The sequence below is a fragment of the Tenacibaculum sp. E3R01 genome (assembly GCF_003318185.1).
GTDB classification, from domain to species: Bacteria; Bacteroidota; Bacteroidia; order Flavobacteriales; family Flavobacteriaceae; genus Polaribacter; species Polaribacter halocynthiae.
In genome coordinates this window covers 416,465-434,390 of record NZ_QOCC01000025.1, presented here as the reverse complement: position 1 = coordinate 434,390, position 17,926 = coordinate 416,465, and the positions used below count along the sequence as shown (strand labels likewise).

Below are 17,926 nucleotides of genomic sequence, written 5' to 3'. Positions count from 1 at the left end.
ATGAAATCAATACTAAAAATAGTATCATATTTAAGCTTAATATTAATAATAATTTCTTGTGAAACCGATGTGACAAATGATATTACTTTGGTTACTGGCCCTCCCAAATTAGTTATACAAGGAGGTTTGGAAAGAAACATAGTAAGATCTTTAAGTGTTCAGAAAATTAAATTAACAACTACAAATAACTTTTTGTTAGATGACCCGAATCCTATTATAGAAAACGCAAAGGTTTCTATAACTGATGGAACTGATACTTGGGTTTTTAGTTATCAGGGAGATGGAGTTTATAGCAATTCAGTTATCAAACCACAAATTGGAAATAGTTATACGATTACTATAATATGGAATGGGGATACTTATGTTGGAATCGATAGATTAAAAGAAGTGCCAAAAATTGAAAACTTTTATACAGTATTTGAAGAAGAGACTTTATTCTCTTCTGAAGGGTATTATTTAAGATATGATACTACAGACCCAGTAGGTGTAAAAAATTATTATTATAGAAGAGTTTTTAAGAATGATGAAGCTGTGCTATTACCAGATCCTGGTAATTCTTTCAACCTAATTTCATCAGATGAATTTTTTGATGGTCAAACCCTTAAAAATATTAATTTTAATGATGAAGTGAATTTTAAAATAGGGGAGAAGGGAACAGGTCAGCAACTAGGAATTACTAAAGAATATTTTGATTATCTTTTCGAACTGTTTACCCAAACTGGAAGTTCTGGTAGTGCTTTTAGCGGAAATCCCCCTCCAGCTACGATAAGAAGTAATGTAATTAATACCACTGAACCAAGTAGAAGGGCTTTAGGTTTTTTCTACACAGTTGATGTTGCTGAAGATTCATTGATTGTAACTGAATAATAAAAAACTAGAACTATTGAATAAGAGTCGATTTATATTTTATTTGTTAATTAGTTTCTTTTTAGGCTTGATTGAATTTTTGAATGATCTTGAAGATGAAAATGCTAGTGAAGCATTCGAATTTGTTCCTGTAATTATACCTTTTTCATTTGTTATTATTTTAACTATTTATTATTCGCGTTTCTATGTATTGAAACATCCATTGTTTACAAAATATATAAAGAATAAAAATCCTATCATTACCTGGGTATTCTATATTGTATTTATACTAATCGAAACTTTAATTTTAACCACGGTTATATCTGTATTAGGATATTTTTTTGGTGAAGATAAGATGGAAACTGGTGTTACTTCCTTGTTTTATTGGATCAGTTTTACTGTCATTATTAGTCTGATTTTATTTGTTTACATGATGGAGCTCTTTTTAGATACAGAGTCTAAAAAAAAAGAGATTGAGATTAAACTCAGTAAAATCGAAAATGAGAGTACAAGAGCTAAATATTTATCACTTAAAAAGCAGTTAAACCCTCATTTCTTGTTCAATAGTTTTAATAGTCTTTCAGCGTTAATAAATATAGATGTAAACAAGGCAGATCAATTTTTGTTAGAGCTTTCTAATGTGTATAGATATAATTTAGATCATAGTGAAGAACTTGTAGTACCTTTAAATAAAGAACTGGAACTCATTAAATCTTACATGGCTTTACAAACTATTCGTTTTAAAGAGAGTATACATATTAATTACTTAATAGATAAAAGTAAATTCAGTTATTTATTGCCTCCAATGACTTTAGAGTTGTTGATAGAAAATGCTATAAAACATAATATAATAGAAAAAAAGACACCCTTAAATATTACAATAGCCACAATTGATAATTATATTGTAGTTGAAAATAATTATCAACCTCGAGCTAACCCCGTAAATAAATATGAATCTCATGGTATAGGCTTGAAAAACTTAAAAAACCAGTATGAACTTATATATAATGAAATGCCTTCTTTTGAAGTTGTAGATAAAAAATATATTGCAAAAATACCTTTATTAACTCCTAATTTATGATTAATTCAATTATTATAGAAGACGAAGATATTGCAGCGATTAAATTGCAGAAAATGATTCAAGAATTAGATTCTGAAATATATATCACTAAAATTTTATCATCAGTTAAAGAATCTGTTGCCTATCTTAAAAAACATAAGCCAGATCTTATATTTTTAGACATAAACTTATCTGATGATAATTCTTTTGAAATTTTCAATTCTGTTACCAATATAAAATCAAAAATAATTTTTACAACTGCCTATTCTGAATATGCCATAAAAGCATTTGAGTTAAATAGTATTGATTATTTATTAAAACCAATAGCAAAAAAAGATTTACAACGTAGTTTAAAAAAAATTAAGCAGTTTAATGAGGAAAGTGTTCCTAATTATAATAATATTTTAAATAATAAAAAAGAGCTTTATAAAAAGCGTTTTTTAATCAAACAAAATAATAATTTGATATCGGTTAGTGTAGAAGAAATAGCTTATTTTTATTCTGAAGATAAATTAACATTTATCAAATTAAAAAACAATAAAAAACTACCATTAGACGAATCATTAAGAAAGCTAGAAGAGGTGTTAGACCCTTCAAAATTTTACCGTATTAATAGAAAATATATTATTAATATTACTTCTATTGTAAAAATGTATTACTCATCGAAATCTAGAATTATACTTCATTTAAACCCTTCTGTAGAAGAGCAACAAGTTACGGTAGCTATAGAAAAAGTAGGTAAGTTTAAAAACTGGTTAGTCATTTAATTAAAGCTTTTAAAAATTGGTGTAAATTATATTTTTATAGCAACCAGCATAAATATAAGTGCCACCTTTTTCAGTTAAAAGGTGTTTATGAGCATAATGATAATTACAATTCCATGCTTAAATGCCTGTATTTTCTTTTAAATAAAACTCTTCAAAGGTTTTAGTCTAAAATAATAACATTAGAAGTGATTTCAGTATAAATATTAGATTTTTCAATTAGAAATGTTCTATTATTTTTTAGTTAACTTTTTAAGATTTCTTTTTGAACTTCTGTTTTCAGGGTTTATAGCTAAAGCTTTTTTATAATTATCAATAGCATTCATCGTATCTTTCACTCTAACATATGCATCACCTAAACTATCAAAAGTATTTGAGCTATTTGGGTATAAAATGGTGTTTATTTTAAAAACATTAATAGCTTTATCAAAGTCATCGTTTCTTATGTATCTATATCCAAGTCTATTTAAATTTCTTTCTTTTATTACAGGATTTAAACTGTCAGTTTTTTTGATGTTTAAATACCCGTTTAAAGCCATTTCGTAATTATTTTGGGTTAAGTACTCACTTGGCGTTTTTTCTCCCTCTTTCATTTTGTTAAAAACATATTTTTTGCCTTTATGTTCTCTTTTGGTAGCTAGTTCAATGTTGTTTTTTACAGAGTTAAAAATTAATTTTTCATTCATTTCTCTAACATAAAAAGTAGAATCATTTAATTTTAAGGGGTTTAAATTTTGATTCCTCCAATTTAAAAGTAACTTAGCGTCAGTAAAGTGAACTTCAATAACTTCGTCAGCATTAAAATAGTAACGTCCAGTAGCTTTTTTAATGAATTCTGGGGAATTTTTTTTTGAGGTACAGCTAAAAGTTGAAAAAATAAAAATTGTAAGAATAAAAAAATATGAAGCCTTCATAGTTAAGTTGTTTGTGTAGCTATTTGACGTGATATTACAAAAATAGTTACAAAATAATTAAGTTTTGTAGGGGAGCTCTTGGCATAAGAATTGACCTATATAAGTGTCTTAAAAAAAGTTAATTGCGCTAATTACTTGTTTTTAAGAGTTTTATATTTTTAAAATGGCGTTTTATAATTGTTTTGTAAATAAACAAAATGCCAACATGACAGATAAAAAATTATGAGTAAATCAAAAATTATACATTTAGACAATTTGTCGCTTCAAGACGTATTTAACGAAAATTCTGAGTTGATTCCTTTATTAACTCCAGAAGATGAGGAAAATATGAATAATGAAGATGTTCCTAATGAACTACCTATATTACCTTTAAGAAATACAGTATTATTTCCAGGAGTTGTAATTCCAATTACGGCAGGTAGAGATAAATCAATTCAACTTATAAAAGACGCGAATAAAGGAGATAAAGTTGTAGGAGTTGTTGCTCAAAAGAATGGTGAAGTAGAAGACCCAACAGTTGATGATATACATAAAACTGGTGTAGTTGCTCAAATTTTAAGAGTGTTAAAAATGCCTGACGGTAATACAACAGTTATTATTCAAGGAAAGAAACGTTTTGAAATTACTGAAGTAACTCAACAAGAGCCTTATTTAAAAGCTAATGTTAAAGAAGCTATTGATGAAAGAGAAATAGATGATAAAAAAGAATTTAATGCTATAATTGATTCTATAAAAGAGTTAGCTCTTGAGGTAATAAAAGAGAATCCAATGTTACCTTCTGAAGCTTCTTTTGCAATTAAAAATATTCAATCTAATTCGTTTTTAGTAAACTTTATTTCATCTAATATGGAATTAAGTATTGCCCAAAAACAAGTTTTACTTGAAAAAGATAATTTAAAAGAACGTGCCCTTTTAACATTAAAGAATTTAAACAAAGAACTTCAGCGATTACAGTTACGTAATGATATTCAATCTAAAACTAGATCTGATTTAGATAAACAACAGCGTGAATATTATTTACATCAGCAACTAAAAACTATTCAAGATGAATTAGGTGGTGTTTCAAATGATCAAGAATTAGATGAAATGAGAATTAAATCTAAATCTAAAAAATGGGGAAAAGAAGTAGCTGAAACTTTTGAAAAGGAATTGAATCGTTTGAAGAGAATGAACCCTCAAATGGCTGAGTATGGTGTACAACGTAACTATTTAGAGTTAATGTTAGAATTACCTTGGGGAGAATATTCTAAAGATAAATTTGATTTAAAAAAGGCTCAAAAAATATTAGATAGAGATCATTTTGGGCTAGAAAAAGTTAAAGAACGTATTATTGAACATTTAGCTGTTTTAAAGTTACGAGGTGATATGAAATCGCCAATTATTTGTTTATACGGACCTCCAGGGGTAGGTAAAACATCATTAGGTAAATCTGTAGCTGAAGCTTTAGGACGTAAATATGTACGTATGTCTTTAGGAGGGTTACGTGATGAAGCAGAAATTAGAGGGCATAGAAAAACGTATATTGGAGCTATGCCAGGGCGTTTAATTCAAAATATTAAAAAATCAGGAACTTCTAACCCTGTATTTGTATTAGATGAAATTGATAAATTAAGCCAAAGTCATCAAGGTGATCCTTCTTCAGCAATGTTAGAAGTATTAGACCCTGAGCAAAATACTGAGTTTTATGATAATTATTTAGAAGTTGGTTATGATCTTTCTAAAGTGTTATTTATTGCTACAGCAAATAATTTAGGGCAAATTCCATGGGCATTACGTGACCGTATGGAAATTATAAATGTAACAGGGTATACTATTGAAGAAAAAATAGAAATCGCTAAAAAATATTTATTACCTAAACAATTAAAAGAACATGGATTAAATAATGAGCATTTAAAATTAGGAAAAGCTCAAATTGAAAAAATTGTAGAAGGGTATACTAGAGAATCTGGAGTTCGCGGATTAGAAAAGCAAGTAGCAAAAGTAGTTCGTTATGCTGCAAAATCTATAGCTATGGAAGAAGCGTATAATATTGCTTTAACAACTGAAGATATAGAAACTATTTTAGGAGCAGCACGTTTAGAAAGAGATAAGTATGAGAATAATGATACAGCTGGTGTTGTTACAGGTTTAGCTTGGACAAGTGTAGGAGGTGACATCTTATTTATCGAATCGATACTTTCTAAAGGAAAAGGGAATCTATCAATCACAGGTAATTTAGGAACAGTGATGAAAGAATCTTCTACTATTGCCATGAAATATATTAAGGCAAATGTTGAAGAATTTGGAATAGAGCCTGAAGTTATAGATAATTATGATGTACATATTCATGTTCCTGAAGGAGCAACTCCTAAAGATGGGCCAAGTGCTGGTATTACCATGTTAACATCTTTAGTATCTGTATTTACTCAACGTAAAGTTAAAAACAAATTAGCTATGACTGGAGAAATAACATTAAGAGGAAAAGTGTTACCAGTTGGAGGAATTAAAGAAAAAATATTAGCAGCTAAAAGAGCTAATATTAAAGAAATAATTTTATGTAAAGAAAATAAAAAGGATATTGAAGAAATTAAGCAAAGCTATTTAAAAGGATTGAAGTTTCATTTTGTAACTGAAATGAGTGAGGTAATTGATATTGCATTAACTAAGCAAAAGGTAAAAAATGCAAGAAAATTAGTAACTAAAAAAGAAAAGTAAAATATTTTAATCAATTATAGATAATTTTTTACACGAATAGAATTTGTAATTCTTTATAAAAAACAGTTAAAAGGATCCCTTTTTAACTGTTTTTTTGATTTATAACATTTTGATTATTAGTAATATGCTATTCTGTAGGAATTGGCAATTTGATTTTTTATTAAAATCATGTTAAATTTTTAAAAAAAAATGTTATTTTTGCCAACTTTAAAATTATAAAGATTTAGAATTATGAAAAAATTATTATTAGTTGCTATGATGGCATTTGGTTTAGCTGTTAACGCACAAGAAACATCTTTTGGTATTACTGGAGGTTTTAGTAATATGATAGTAAAAGCATCTGCAAATGGAATTTCTGCTTCTGAAGGAGCATCTGGGTTTTATGTAGGTTTTTTTGCAGACATTAAAGTTTCTGAAAAATTTAACATCCAACCAGAATTAGCATACACTGCGTCATTTAAAAATGATAATTCTATTAATGTTATTACTATGCCAATTTTAGCTAAATATTATGTAGCTGAAGACTTTTCAATTTTAGCAGGACCAATGTTAGATTTATTAGTTGATGAAGCTGCTGATAATACTAATACTTTCGGTTTAGGTTTAGCTGCTGGAGCTGGTTACGATTTTACTGATAACCTTTTTGCTACTGCTAGATATTCTTTTGGATTAACTAATAGAGTAGAAAATGCTGCAGTATCTACTAAAATAGATTATTTTCAAATTGGTTTAGGATACAGGTTCTAAATTAATACATATAATAAATTTAAAAAGGAGAATGTAATCATTCTCCTTTTTTTTGTGCTTATATTTTAAATAATGTTTTAAAAATTTGAGTGATTTTTATTTTGGCATCTCTTTTGATTAGAAAGAACGAAATAACTTAAAACATAAAAACTTAAATTATGAAAAAATTATTAGTAGTTGCTATGATGGCATTTGGTTTAGCGGTTAACGCACAAGATGGACAGTTTAATATTGGAGCTAACGTAGGAATTCCAACTGGAGATGCAAGTAATGCTACCTCTTTTACTCTTAGTGCAGAAGCAAATTACCTTTTTAATGTTTCAGATCAATTTAAAGTAGGTCCTTCAGTATCATTTGTAAATTATTTTGGAAAAACAATTGGTAATGTTGGTATTGGAGATTTTCAATTTTTGCCAGTATCTGCAGCAGCAAGGTTTAGTCCTTCTGATAAGTTTACTTTTGGTGGTGATTTAGGATATGCTGTAGGTATGAATACTGGAAATCAAGGAGGTTTTTATTACAGACCAATGATAGGATATAATGTTTCAGAAAAATTAATGGTACAAGCAACATATTCAGGTATTACAAATGATGGAGCAACTATGTCTAATTTTGGATTGGGTGTAATGTTTGCTTTGTAAAATATATTATTAGTACATATTGAGCGTAGAGCTAAGAGCCCTACCTATTAGTATGTTAAATAATGGTTAAAATAAAGATGGGTTTTATCTTAATTTTTAACAAAAAAACACAAAAAAAAGTAGGTGTTATTTAAAGTATAGGACTACATTTGTCCTTTCAAACATATAATTAAAAAATTATGAAAAAATTATTATTAGTAGCAATGATGGCTTTTGGATTAGCTGTTAACGCACAAGAAGGACAACTTAATGTTGGTGGAACTATTGGTTTACCAGTAGGAGATGCAAGTGATGCATTTGATGTTACAGGAGCTATTGAAGCAAACTATTTATTTAATGTTTCTGATAAGTTTCAAGTAGGACCATCTGTATCTTACATCCACTTTAATGGAGAAGGAGCTGATTTCGCTTTTTTACCATTATCTGCTGCTGCACGTTACGCTGTAGCTGAAAAAGTTACTATTGGTGCTGATTTAGGTTACGGTATTGGGATCAGACCTGATGCTAATGATGGAGGTTTTTATTACCGTGCTCTTGTAGGTTACAAAGTAACTGACAAAATTACGTTACACCTTGATTATTCTGCAGCTAGCGTAAGCCAAACTGTTGGAATTGGACCATTATCTATTGATGTAACTTCTACTGCTGCTACATTCGGAATTGGAGGAACTTACTCTTTTTCTTTATAGTAGTATAAACAGAACAAGTACAAAAAAAGGGAACTATTTTTAATAGTTCCCTTTTTTATTTTGTTTTATATTCAAAAGTAGATTATCAATCTTAAAAATTTTAAATTATGAAAAAATTATTAGTAATTGCTATGGTAGCTTTAGGTTTTACAGCTAAAGCACAAGATATTGATTTTGGTGTAAAGGCAGGAGTGAACTTTGCTAACTTAACAGGAGATATTCCAGATAACTCAAGTGTAAGAACTTCTTTCCATGTTGGTGGAGTTGTTGAGTTCAAAATAACTGATAAATTCTCTATTCAACCAGAATTATTATACTCTGCACAAGGTATGAAGTATGAAAGAGAGCAAGGAGGAGTAAATTTTGAATTTACTACAAAAGTAGATTACTTATACCTTCCTGTTATGGCTAAATATTATGTAATTGACAACTTTAGTATTGAAGCAGGACCTCAATTAGGATTTTTATTATCAGCTAAAACTAAAGCTGAAACTGCTAGTGTTTCAAATACTCAAGATTTTAAAGAAAACGCTGAGGACATGGATTTTGGTTTAAACTTTGGTTTAGGATATAAATTAAATAATGGCTTAAATTTTGGAGCTCGTTATAATTTAGGATTATCTAACTTAGCGAAAGAAAATGGTACAGATATTAAAAACGGAGTTTTTCAAGTTTCTGTAGGGTATAATTTCTAAGTAAAAAAGACATAAATATAAAAGGGAACTATTTTTTTATAGTTCCCTTTTTGTTTTTTTTGATATTAAATTTTATAAAAAACCTTTATCTCTTGCCACCAAAATTAGCTCTCTATCATCATTACCATCTACATCAAATACTTTAGCTAATTGTCTTTTTCTTTTTTGAATACCAGCAAAAGAAAGCGGAATAACCTCAGGTAATTTTTTCATTCTATTACCTATAGAAAGCTCATACAATATTTTTCTATCTATATCATCTAATACATAATCACTTGCAATTTGATTTCGTATTAACTTCATTACTGTTTTACTGTAGTATGGAGGGGCAGTAATAACTTCTTTTATAGCTGTAACTAGTTCTTGTGGTGTAATATCATTTTTTACTAAAAAACCATCAGGATTAATATTTCTTAAAATACTATGCACTCTAAAATTATCATTAAAGGTAGTAGAAACAATAATTTTTGAATCGGGTAATAGCTGGTTTATTTTTAAGCCTAAATCTTCACCTGAAAGTATAGTGCCATCTTTTGATGCAGGTAATCGCATATCTAAAAAAATAACATCAATTTTGTTTTTCAAGCTTGAGTATTCTTTAATAATAGCACAAGCATCATCACAATTGTGTTTTACATGAATTTCAAAACGATATTCATTTTCCTGACTTTCTATGTATTGAAAAGCACTTTTATAAGCTTCTGATATTAAAGGGTGATCATCAATTATTAACGCTGTTAATTGTTTTTTTTCCATCTTTTTGGATGTAAGGGGTGTTAATGAGTAGGGTAGTACCTACATTAATTTCGGATTTTATTTCAATGCTTCCTTTTAATTTTTCAATTCTCGTTTTTATATTTTTTAATCCTATTCCTTTTTTACCTTTTTTACTATTAAAACCAACTCCATTATCTTGAATTTTGATAACTAAATCTTGATTTTTTAAAGAAAAATCTAAGATAACATTTTTTGCTTTAGCATGCTTAATGATATTTTGTAAAGCTTCTTGAATAATTCTATAAATATTAGCTTTTGTAATTTCATTAATATCTTTCCATACTATATCAGGAGAAAATGTAATGTTGTGCGTAAAGTTACCAATAACGCCTTTATCTTCTAATAATTGTTTAATAATAGAGGTAAAGTTAATATCTGAGTTACTAAAATTATCACTTAATTTATGAGAAACATCTCTAATTTCTTTTTCAATATCTTGTAGCTCATTTAATAAACTTTGATGTTTTTCAAGTGTTTGTTCTTCTCCTTTTATTGGTAAAAACCCTAAGCCAAAACGAGTTCCAAATAGTTTTCCTAAAATGCCATCATGCAACTCTTCTGATATTCTATTACGCTCTTTAATACGTTCTTCCTCTAGTTTAGCTTGTTGTTGTAATGTTAAAACATATACTTCTTCATTTGCTTTTTGATGCTCAGCTTCAATACTTAATTTTTCATTTTGCACTTTTTGTACACGTAAAAAGTATAATAAACTTAAAATAAATACACCAGCAATACTAGTAACGATGATCCAAATACGTTGTTGAGATAGCCGTTCCGTTTCTTCAATATATTCATCAGTTTCAAACTCAATACGAGTAAATTTATTTTGAATTCTACGTTCAGCACTTATTAAGCTATCATTAAACTCAATATAACGATCTAAATATTTTTTAGAGTTTTCTGAGTCAAGATTTGCTAGTTGTTTTAAAGAGGTTAAATAATCGCCCCCATTTTTTATTTGCTTTGCTAAGATATTTGCTTCTTTAGCATATTGAAAAGCTTTGAGGGTATCTTTTACATATTTATAATAATCTGATATATATAATTTAGAAGCAAGAATATTTGTTTTATCTTTTAAACTATCCCTTATAAAAAAAGCTTTATATAAATCATTTCTTACACCTAGAGTATCGTTTAAAAATAATTTACAATAAGCACGATTACTTATTATTCTGGCAAAATTTTCTTTTTGATAATTATTAATTAAAGCTTTATTATAAAATTCTAAAGCTTTAGAATATTGTTTTTTTAAAAAATATGTTCTACCAATATTGTTTAATATTATTTCATATTTTTTTTTCTTAATTTTTGTTTTATTTAAAAAGTTAATAGACTTATTATAATAAAATAGAGCTCTATTATATTTTTTAATATCACTTTGTAAGTTAGCTAAATGATTATATACTCTATAAAGGTTTTTATTATCTCTTAATTCCTTAAAAATCTCTATTGATTTTACGTTCAGAATTTCACTACCTGTATAGTCTCTATACTTACCTTTTATTATAGCCATTCCATATAATAATTGAGCAGCTTCCTTTTTTTTATTTATTTTAAGAAAGCAATCATAGGCTTTGTTAAAATGAAAGTACGCTTTTTCATAGAATTCATTTCTTACAAAAAATGTAGCATAATTCCAATGAGCATCACCTATTACATTGTAATTATTAGTTTTTTTAGCTAATAATAAAGCATCTTTATTGATCTTAAAGAAATTGACTGTATCCTTAATTTTAAAAAACTCGTAAGCGATTGAGCTCAATTCTAATGGATAATCTTTGGAATTATTATTAACATAATTATAGGCTTTTAGTAGAAGTATTTTTTTATGCTTTCTATTGAGCTCTTTATTTTTGGACATTTTAATCCAAATATTTACACTATCATTTTGATACCCAAGAGAGGTTACTGTATAAAAGAGTAATAATATTGTTGCTGTTTTTAAATAATTTAAATTTAAGTACATGTTAGCAAAACTAAAAAAAAAGGCTTTAACATTTGTTAAAGCCTTTAAGTTTTATTAGATTAATTTCCTTTACCTCCATCTCCATCTTCACCATTATTACCACCAGTATCTTGATTAGAACCATTACCTGGCGTTCCACCAGTATCAGAAGGTAAAGTATCTGGTTTCATAGTGTTTGTAATATTGTCTTTCTTTATTTTGTCTTGTAGTGTTAAGTCTTCACTTAAATCAGTACAAGAAGTAGTTATTAATAGTATAGCAATTAGACCTAGAATAGTTTTTAAAGTTTTCATAATTTTCAATTTTAATAGTTGACATTAGTTTCCCATGCCGCATATGCAGCAATAGTTACATCGAATGTTTTTCGATAGTGTTAATGCGCTAATTTTAAATTAACGGCATAACCATACATCTCAGAATTTGAGAATGTTAGCAGAATTAATAGCAGGCGAATGCCAGCTTAATGAAGATGTATTACTTATAAGGCCTATTGAGTACAACAGACTTCATGTAAACTCTACTTTGTCGATAAATTAGGAAGCGTTTGTAATTTTGAAATGACGCTAGTTGATTTGAACCCTAAATTAGTGGGTTTTAATCTTACGGTGTTCGTAATTTTAGTAAGCGTTGCATTTGGATGAGTAAACGTCCTTTTTCATTTAGTATGTGCAATTTTAATGTTCTCATAGCATTTTTTAATTTTTCATATACCTAATATACATTTTTTTTATGATATAGGCAATAAATTCACGTATTTTAACATTTTTAAAATGGATTACTGTTTAGTTTGGATGTTTAGTTGTTTTTTCTGTAATAAAAAAGACATCTTTTGTTAAAAAGACGCCTTTGGTATATTGTGTATAGTATGTGAGTTTTGTTACCTCACTTTTCTATATTTTATTTTACAAATTGCATCCCTATTTATTACTACGCCAGAACCTGCTCCATTTAGCCAAACAAACTCATTACTTATCTTTCTGTGTAAATACATATGGTTATTATTTAATTATTCATTTTATTTGATGGTGCAAATATTATATTGTTTTTTGAAATACACAAACTTTATTTTATGTTAAGCTATTGTTTTTCAGTACTTTAGATGTGTTTTTTTAACGCAGTATTCCTTCTCAGAGAGTCTCTAAGTTATGGTTGAGTATGCAATGTTTTAATGTTCAATTGCTTAGTGTTCAAATTCAATTATATTTTATGTATTTAAATTTTCATCATTATGCTTAAAAAAAATATAAAAAAAAGCGTCCAAATTTACTTGGACGCTTATGTATAGTTAAATTTTTAGGGTTATTTCATCTTAAAATAATTACTAGAATATACATATAGCGCCTTTTTTAATACAATTACTTCATCAATTCCTTGAAATTGACGACTGTTAGTTAGTGCTTTTGCTGATATGTGAGTATTCATTTCTTTCATTTCGGTAGCAAATATATTGGTTTTTAAAAGATTAAAAAGTTCTTTTTAGTTAATAATGGTAAATAAGTATGTAAAAATGGTAAAAAGTAAGTCAATGACTTACTAAAAGTAAGTCATTGACTTACCACAATAAGAAAAAGTCTAAATATCTTTGTGTCATACTAAAAATCTTAATCAAACAAGGTTAAAATAAACAATGTAAAAAAATAATACTAGGAGTCGTCGGGGAAAATTTCTATGAAAAAGCTTTATAAAGAATCTGAATTTCTCATTGTTTAAATCGAAGCATTATTTGAATTATTTTTGCTTAAGTATTAGTGAGGATTCTTTATATTTTTCCATATTTATATGGGTATGAAAGGGTAAAAAACGTCAATTATTGACGTTTTTTTTTGTTTTAAAAGTATTCTTATTTATAGTAATTCTAGTTATTCATGTTTTAATAAAGTTGTTAACCTTTAGCTTATATGAATTTAAAGCTAAGATAAGGATAAGGTAATTTCATAGATGTTGATTTGTGGAATTATTAAAGCTAAACAAATAGAGAATAATGAAGAAATTAAATTTAAGTAAAATTGCATTAACTACTTTAACATGTATCATAGGGGGATTTATATCATGTAAAGACGGAATAGATGGTGTAAATGGAATTGACGGAAAAGATGGTAAGGATGGAAATAATGGAACAGATGGTTCAAATTCATCAGTATATTTAACAGCATCAAAAACACCTAACTTTTTAAAAGTAACAGGACAATTTTCTCATTTAAAAATTACTCCGATTTTATCATCGGAAGATGTAATACCAAATAGTCCTAATTTTGTATATGGTTCTATGGCTGATGGTGCTGGTTTATTAGCAGAGTCTGATGGAAGTTTTACATTAATTAATAATATTGAGGCAGATTATTCAATTGCAAGAATTAAGCTAAATGAAAAATTAAGACCAACTTCAGGAGATTATATTTTAAATGCTCAAGCTACAGGAAATACAGCACAATGTTCAGGTTCTTTAATAACACCACAAGAACACGGATTTGGTCCTTTGTATTTGTCTGGTGGAGAATGGGGAGGTTCTTCAAAAGGAATTTTTTCTACAGATCCAACAAAAAATGCAAGTGCAGCAGGAAGTGCTACTATGTTAACAGCTTTGGGACAATGGTCTACAGAAAATGCAGTAGCAATAGGAAAAGATGCTTATGCAGGTAAAACTGTTGTTTTCATAGGTGATGACCATAGTGATAATAATACACCTTCAGGTCAATTAGGTATGTATGTAGGAAATCAAGGAGACTTAAATGGTGGTAAGTTATATGGCTTAAAAGTAACATCTGCAGGAATTAATTATGAAGTAGATATGAATGAAGGTGTTGAATATAATGCTGAATTTGTTGAATTAGCTGAAAAGGAGATTAATGCTTTAGATACTGAGGCTAAAACTAAAGGTGTAATGGGATTCTCTAGATTAGAGGACATAGATTGGAGAAGAGGTTCTGCTAAAAATAATAGAGAAATTTATTTTTGTGTTACAGGAAGAAGAAAAGATGGTTTAAAAGATAAAGGTACTTATTATGGACGTATTTATAAAGTAGTATTAAATGAAAATGATCCTACAGGAGCAGCAAAAATTACGTGTATTTTAGATGGAGACAAATTAACTGGAAAGGCAAAAGATTTTCATAGTCCTGATAATATTTTAATTACTGAGAATTATGCATACATACAAGAAGATCCAAATGGATACTTTGATGTTGCTGAAAAAAATCATTATGCAAGATTATATCAGTATAACTTAACTACTGGAGAGTTAAAAGTAGTTTTAGAGTGTAATCAAGATTATGCAGCAACTAAAGGATATGGTAATACTGGAAAAGCATGGGAAATTACAGGAATGATAGATGTTACTGATGTTGTAAACACAGGGAAAAATACTTTTATGGTTATTACTCAAAATCATGGTTGGGATCCTGCAGATGGAACAGCATTTACTGATCCATTAGCAAACTCTGATGTAGCTAATAGTAGAAAAGAAGGATCTGTTTTACATATAATTACAGGATTAGATAGATAGTATATTTATGAAAAACAGTTTGTATCAAGCTAAGACATACCTTTGTGTATGTCTTTTGCTTTTAATTATTTCATGTGATGAAAAGAAAGATAATTACGAGTGTATTAATGTAATAAATAAGGAAATACAAAAACTTTATAAAAAGCATTTACTATCAACAGTTAATTATTTAGACAGTATAAATACACATGAAAATATAGAGGATAAAAAGAAGTACTATATAAATGCGAGAAAGAATTTTAAATTTCTTGAACCTATTTTAGCTTATTCTGATAAGAATAACTATAAATCATTAAATGCTCCTAATATTTTAATAGTAAAAGGTGAAGAGAGTTTAGATACTAGAGTAATGAATCCAATTGGTTTTCAAGTTATAGAGGAAACATTGTATGAAGATTCTTTAGATACTTTAGCATTAACAAATTTAGTAAATGTAACCAGCGCTAGGCTGAAGTTGATTAAAAATAACTTAAACTTACAATTAAAAGATTACCATATAATATGGTTATTACGTGAACATATTACACGAATAGCTACTACTGGTATTACAGGTTTTGATTCTCCAGTTTTAAATGAGTCGTTAAATGAATCAATATATACGAATAAAACTATTTTAGATATCCTTAAAATTAGTGAACCAAAATTCTCTTCTAAAGATATTTTAAAAAGATTTATAAAGTTGATGGATAAAGCTAACTTAGACTTGACACATGATTTTGATACTTTTGATAGGTTTAGTTTTATTAAAAATACCATTCCTAAGCAATTAAAGTTATTAGTGGAAATTCAAGAAGATTGGAAAGTTAAGTTTCCTTTTGAAATGGCATTATCTAATACGATGACTTCTCTTTTTTCAAAAGGAACATTAAATAAAACGTATTTTTCAGATTTAAAAAGCGATACTACTTTTTTAAATGAAAAAATAAAATTTGGTAAAAGCTTATTTAATGATGTTACTCTTTCTAAACAAACTAATATGTCTTGTGCTACTTGTCATGTAAAAGATTTAGGTTTTGCTGATGGAAAAAGAGTATTTAATAAAAATCAAACTCGAAATACTCCAACGATTACTTATGCTACCTATCAAAGAGGTTTTTTTATGGATTCTAGAGCGGGGAGTTTAGAAGGTCAGGTTGTAGGTGTTGTTAAAAATCATAACGAGTTTGATATGTCTATGGATTCAGTTGTAGCAAGAGTTATAAATAATGATTCTTATAAGTTGAAAATTAAAAAATTGTATAAGAATAAACGTATAGGATATAATATCAGACATGCGATTGCATCTTATGTAAGAACACTAAATACATTTAATTCTAAGTTTGATAAAAACATAAGAGGTGAAGATAATACCTTGACAGAAGAAGAGAAAAATGGGTTCAATTTATTTATGGGAAAAGCTTTGTGTGCAACTTGTCATTTTGCTCCTGTTTTTAACGGTACAGTGCCACCAAATTATAATGATACAGAATTAGAAGCCATAGGAACTCCAGATATTGATACTACTAAATTAAGTAAAGACTTAGGAAGGTTTTATTTATATAATACAGAGGAAAGAAAGCACTTTTTTAAAACCCCTACAATTAGAAATATAGCTAAAACTGCTCCTTATATGCATAATGGAGTATATAATACACTAGAAGAGGTTGTAGACTTTTATAACAAGGGAGGAGGAGTTGGTTTAGGTTTTAATTTACCAAACCAAACATTACCTTTTGATGAACTAAAGTTATCAAATAAAGAAATAAAAGAAATTGTAGCTTTTATGAAAACTCTAACAGATGAATAGTAACTAATAGCTGCCCTAAATGGGCAGTTTTTTATTAACAGAATTTTATGTTGTGTTAGGTAAACTTTCTTGTAATTTTGAATTATAACTACGACCAAACCAAACAAAACTTTATGAAATATTTTTCACTACTATTATTGTATGTATTTGTTGCCTGTAAACCAGAGTATACAGCACAACAAATTATTGATTTATCATTAGAAAAATCAGGGGTAAATAAAATTAAGAATGCAACACTTTCTTTTACATTTAGAGGAAAGCTATATGAAGGTAAAAGAAATAGCGGGAACTATGTATTTACGAAAATTGCTAAATCTGATACATTAACAGTTAAGGATGTATTATCTAATAACGGGTTTAAGCGTTATGAAAATAACGAGCCGGTGGTGTTATCAGATAAGGATGAAAATAGATTTAGTAATTCAGTAAATTCGGTACACTATTTTTCTGTGTTACCTTTAGGTTTAAATGATAAAGCAGTAAATAAAAAATTACTAGAACCAGTTTCAATTAAAGGCAAAGGTTATTATAAGATTCAGGTAACATTTAATAAAGAAGGAGGAGGAGATGATTTTGACGATGTGTTTTTATATTGGTTTAATAAAGAAACGTTTCATTTAGAGTATTTGGCTTATAAATATCATACGAATGAAGGAGGAGTTAGATTTAGAGATATTAAGAAAGAACATTTGGTAGAAGGAATTCGTTTATTAGATTATAACAATTATAAACCTTTAAAAAAAGAGATTGATTTTAAAACTATAGATAAACTTTACGAAGTGGATAAGTTGAAAAAGGTTTCAGAAATAGTATTAGAAAACATTAGAATAGAGTTATAGATT

Annotated in this window: 16 protein-coding genes; 11 read left to right on the top strand and 5 right to left on the bottom strand. The window is 27.8% G+C overall.

From position 1 onward, the window contains the following. The 3 genes from DS884_RS14580 to DS884_RS14570 are packed head-to-tail and all read left to right on the top strand — an operon-like array spanning window position 1 to window position 2,673. Entirely contained in the window at window positions 1–867 is an 867-nt protein-coding gene (locus tag DS884_RS14580) for a DUF4249 domain-containing protein (protein ID WP_158530848.1), read from the top strand. Window positions 868–883: 16 nt separating this feature from the next. Further along, complete coding sequence (locus DS884_RS14575; protein ID WP_147239416.1) at window positions 884–1,927, top strand: sensor histidine kinase; 1,044 nt, start codon at window positions 884–886, stop codon at window positions 1,925–1,927. Continuing rightward, window positions 1,924–2,673: a LytR/AlgR family response regulator transcription factor gene (locus DS884_RS14570; RefSeq protein WP_233487163.1), complete on the top strand. Its 750-nt coding sequence runs from the start codon at window positions 1,924–1,926 to the stop codon at window positions 2,671–2,673. The genes DS884_RS14575 and DS884_RS14570 overlap by 4 nt, the downstream gene beginning before the upstream one ends. Window positions 2,674–2,903: 230 nt before the next feature. Here the strand turns inward: DS884_RS14570 and DS884_RS14565 are convergent, their stop codons facing one another. Continuing rightward, window positions 2,904–3,584 (bottom strand): tetratricopeptide repeat protein, encoded by a 681-nt coding sequence (locus tag DS884_RS14565; RefSeq protein ID WP_113787253.1) that lies wholly within the window; start codon window positions 3,582–3,584, stop codon window positions 2,904–2,906. Window positions 3,585–3,806: 222 nt separating this feature from the next. Between DS884_RS14565 and lon the strand changes: the two genes are divergently transcribed. The 5 genes from lon (at window position 3,807) to DS884_RS14540 (ending at window position 9,050) form a co-directional block, all read left to right on the top strand. Then, window positions 3,807–6,278 carry an endopeptidase La gene (gene lon / locus DS884_RS14560; RefSeq protein ID WP_093871339.1) on the top strand — a complete coding sequence of 824 codons (2,472 nt, stop codon included), beginning with the start codon at window positions 3,807–3,809 and terminating at the stop codon, window positions 6,276–6,278. A gap of 231 nt (window positions 6,279–6,509) precedes the next feature. Next, window positions 6,510–7,025 carry a porin family protein gene (locus DS884_RS14555; RefSeq protein ID WP_113787252.1) on the top strand — a complete coding sequence of 172 codons (516 nt, stop codon included), beginning with the start codon at window positions 6,510–6,512 and terminating at the stop codon, window positions 7,023–7,025. A gap of 158 nt (window positions 7,026–7,183) precedes the next feature. Further along, window positions 7,184–7,666: an outer membrane beta-barrel protein gene (locus DS884_RS14550; protein WP_113787251.1), complete on the top strand. Its 483-nt coding sequence runs from the start codon at window positions 7,184–7,186 to the stop codon at window positions 7,664–7,666. Window positions 7,667–7,845: 179 nt separating this feature from the next. After that, window positions 7,846–8,355 (top strand): hypothetical protein, encoded by a 510-nt coding sequence (locus DS884_RS14545; protein WP_093871336.1) that lies wholly within the window; start codon window positions 7,846–7,848, stop codon window positions 8,353–8,355. Window positions 8,356–8,462: 107 nt separating this feature from the next. After that, entirely contained in the window at window positions 8,463–9,050 is a 588-nt protein-coding gene (locus DS884_RS14540) for a porin family protein (RefSeq protein WP_113787250.1), read from the top strand. Between the two features lie 72 nt (window positions 9,051–9,122). Here the strand turns inward: DS884_RS14540 and DS884_RS14535 are convergent, their stop codons facing one another. The 4 genes from DS884_RS14535 to DS884_RS18750 all read right to left on the bottom strand — a co-directional run bounded on the left by DS884_RS14535 (window position 9,123) and on the right by DS884_RS18750 (window position 13,218). Continuing rightward, entirely contained in the window at window positions 9,123–9,806 is a 684-nt protein-coding gene (locus tag DS884_RS14535; protein WP_093871334.1) for a response regulator, read from the bottom strand. After that, window positions 9,772–11,796 carry a tetratricopeptide repeat-containing sensor histidine kinase gene (locus tag DS884_RS14530; RefSeq protein ID WP_113787249.1) on the bottom strand — a complete coding sequence of 675 codons (2,025 nt, stop codon included), beginning with the start codon at window positions 11,794–11,796 and terminating at the stop codon, window positions 9,772–9,774. The genes DS884_RS14535 and DS884_RS14530 overlap by 35 nt, the downstream gene beginning before the upstream one ends. 59 nt (window positions 11,797–11,855) lie before the next feature. Beyond that, window positions 11,856–12,089, bottom strand: a complete 234-nt coding sequence (locus tag DS884_RS14525) for a hypothetical protein (protein ID WP_113787248.1) — start codon at window positions 12,087–12,089, stop codon at window positions 11,856–11,858. A 1,006-nt stretch (window positions 12,090–13,095) separates the two neighbouring features. After that, entirely contained in the window at window positions 13,096–13,218 is a 123-nt protein-coding gene (locus DS884_RS18750) for a hypothetical protein (protein WP_255414826.1), read from the bottom strand. A 559-nt stretch (window positions 13,219–13,777) separates the two neighbouring features. Between DS884_RS18750 and DS884_RS14520 the strand changes: the two genes are divergently transcribed. The 3 genes from DS884_RS14520 to DS884_RS14510 all read left to right on the top strand — a co-directional run bounded on the left by DS884_RS14520 (window position 13,778) and on the right by DS884_RS14510 (window position 17,923). Further along, on the top strand, window positions 13,778–15,298 hold the full coding sequence (locus tag DS884_RS14520) for a phosphatase (RefSeq protein ID WP_199488219.1): 1,521 nt from the start codon (window positions 13,778–13,780) through the stop codon (window positions 15,296–15,298). A gap of 7 nt (window positions 15,299–15,305) precedes the next feature. Continuing rightward, window positions 15,306–17,084, top strand: coding sequence for a cytochrome-c peroxidase (locus DS884_RS14515; protein ID WP_113787247.1), 1,779 nt, complete (start codon window positions 15,306–15,308; stop codon window positions 17,082–17,084). A gap of 113 nt (window positions 17,085–17,197) precedes the next feature. Continuing rightward, window positions 17,198–17,923, top strand: coding sequence for a DUF6503 family protein (locus DS884_RS14510; RefSeq protein WP_113787246.1), 726 nt, complete (start codon window positions 17,198–17,200; stop codon window positions 17,921–17,923). Window positions 17,924–17,926: the final 3 nt, after the last annotated feature.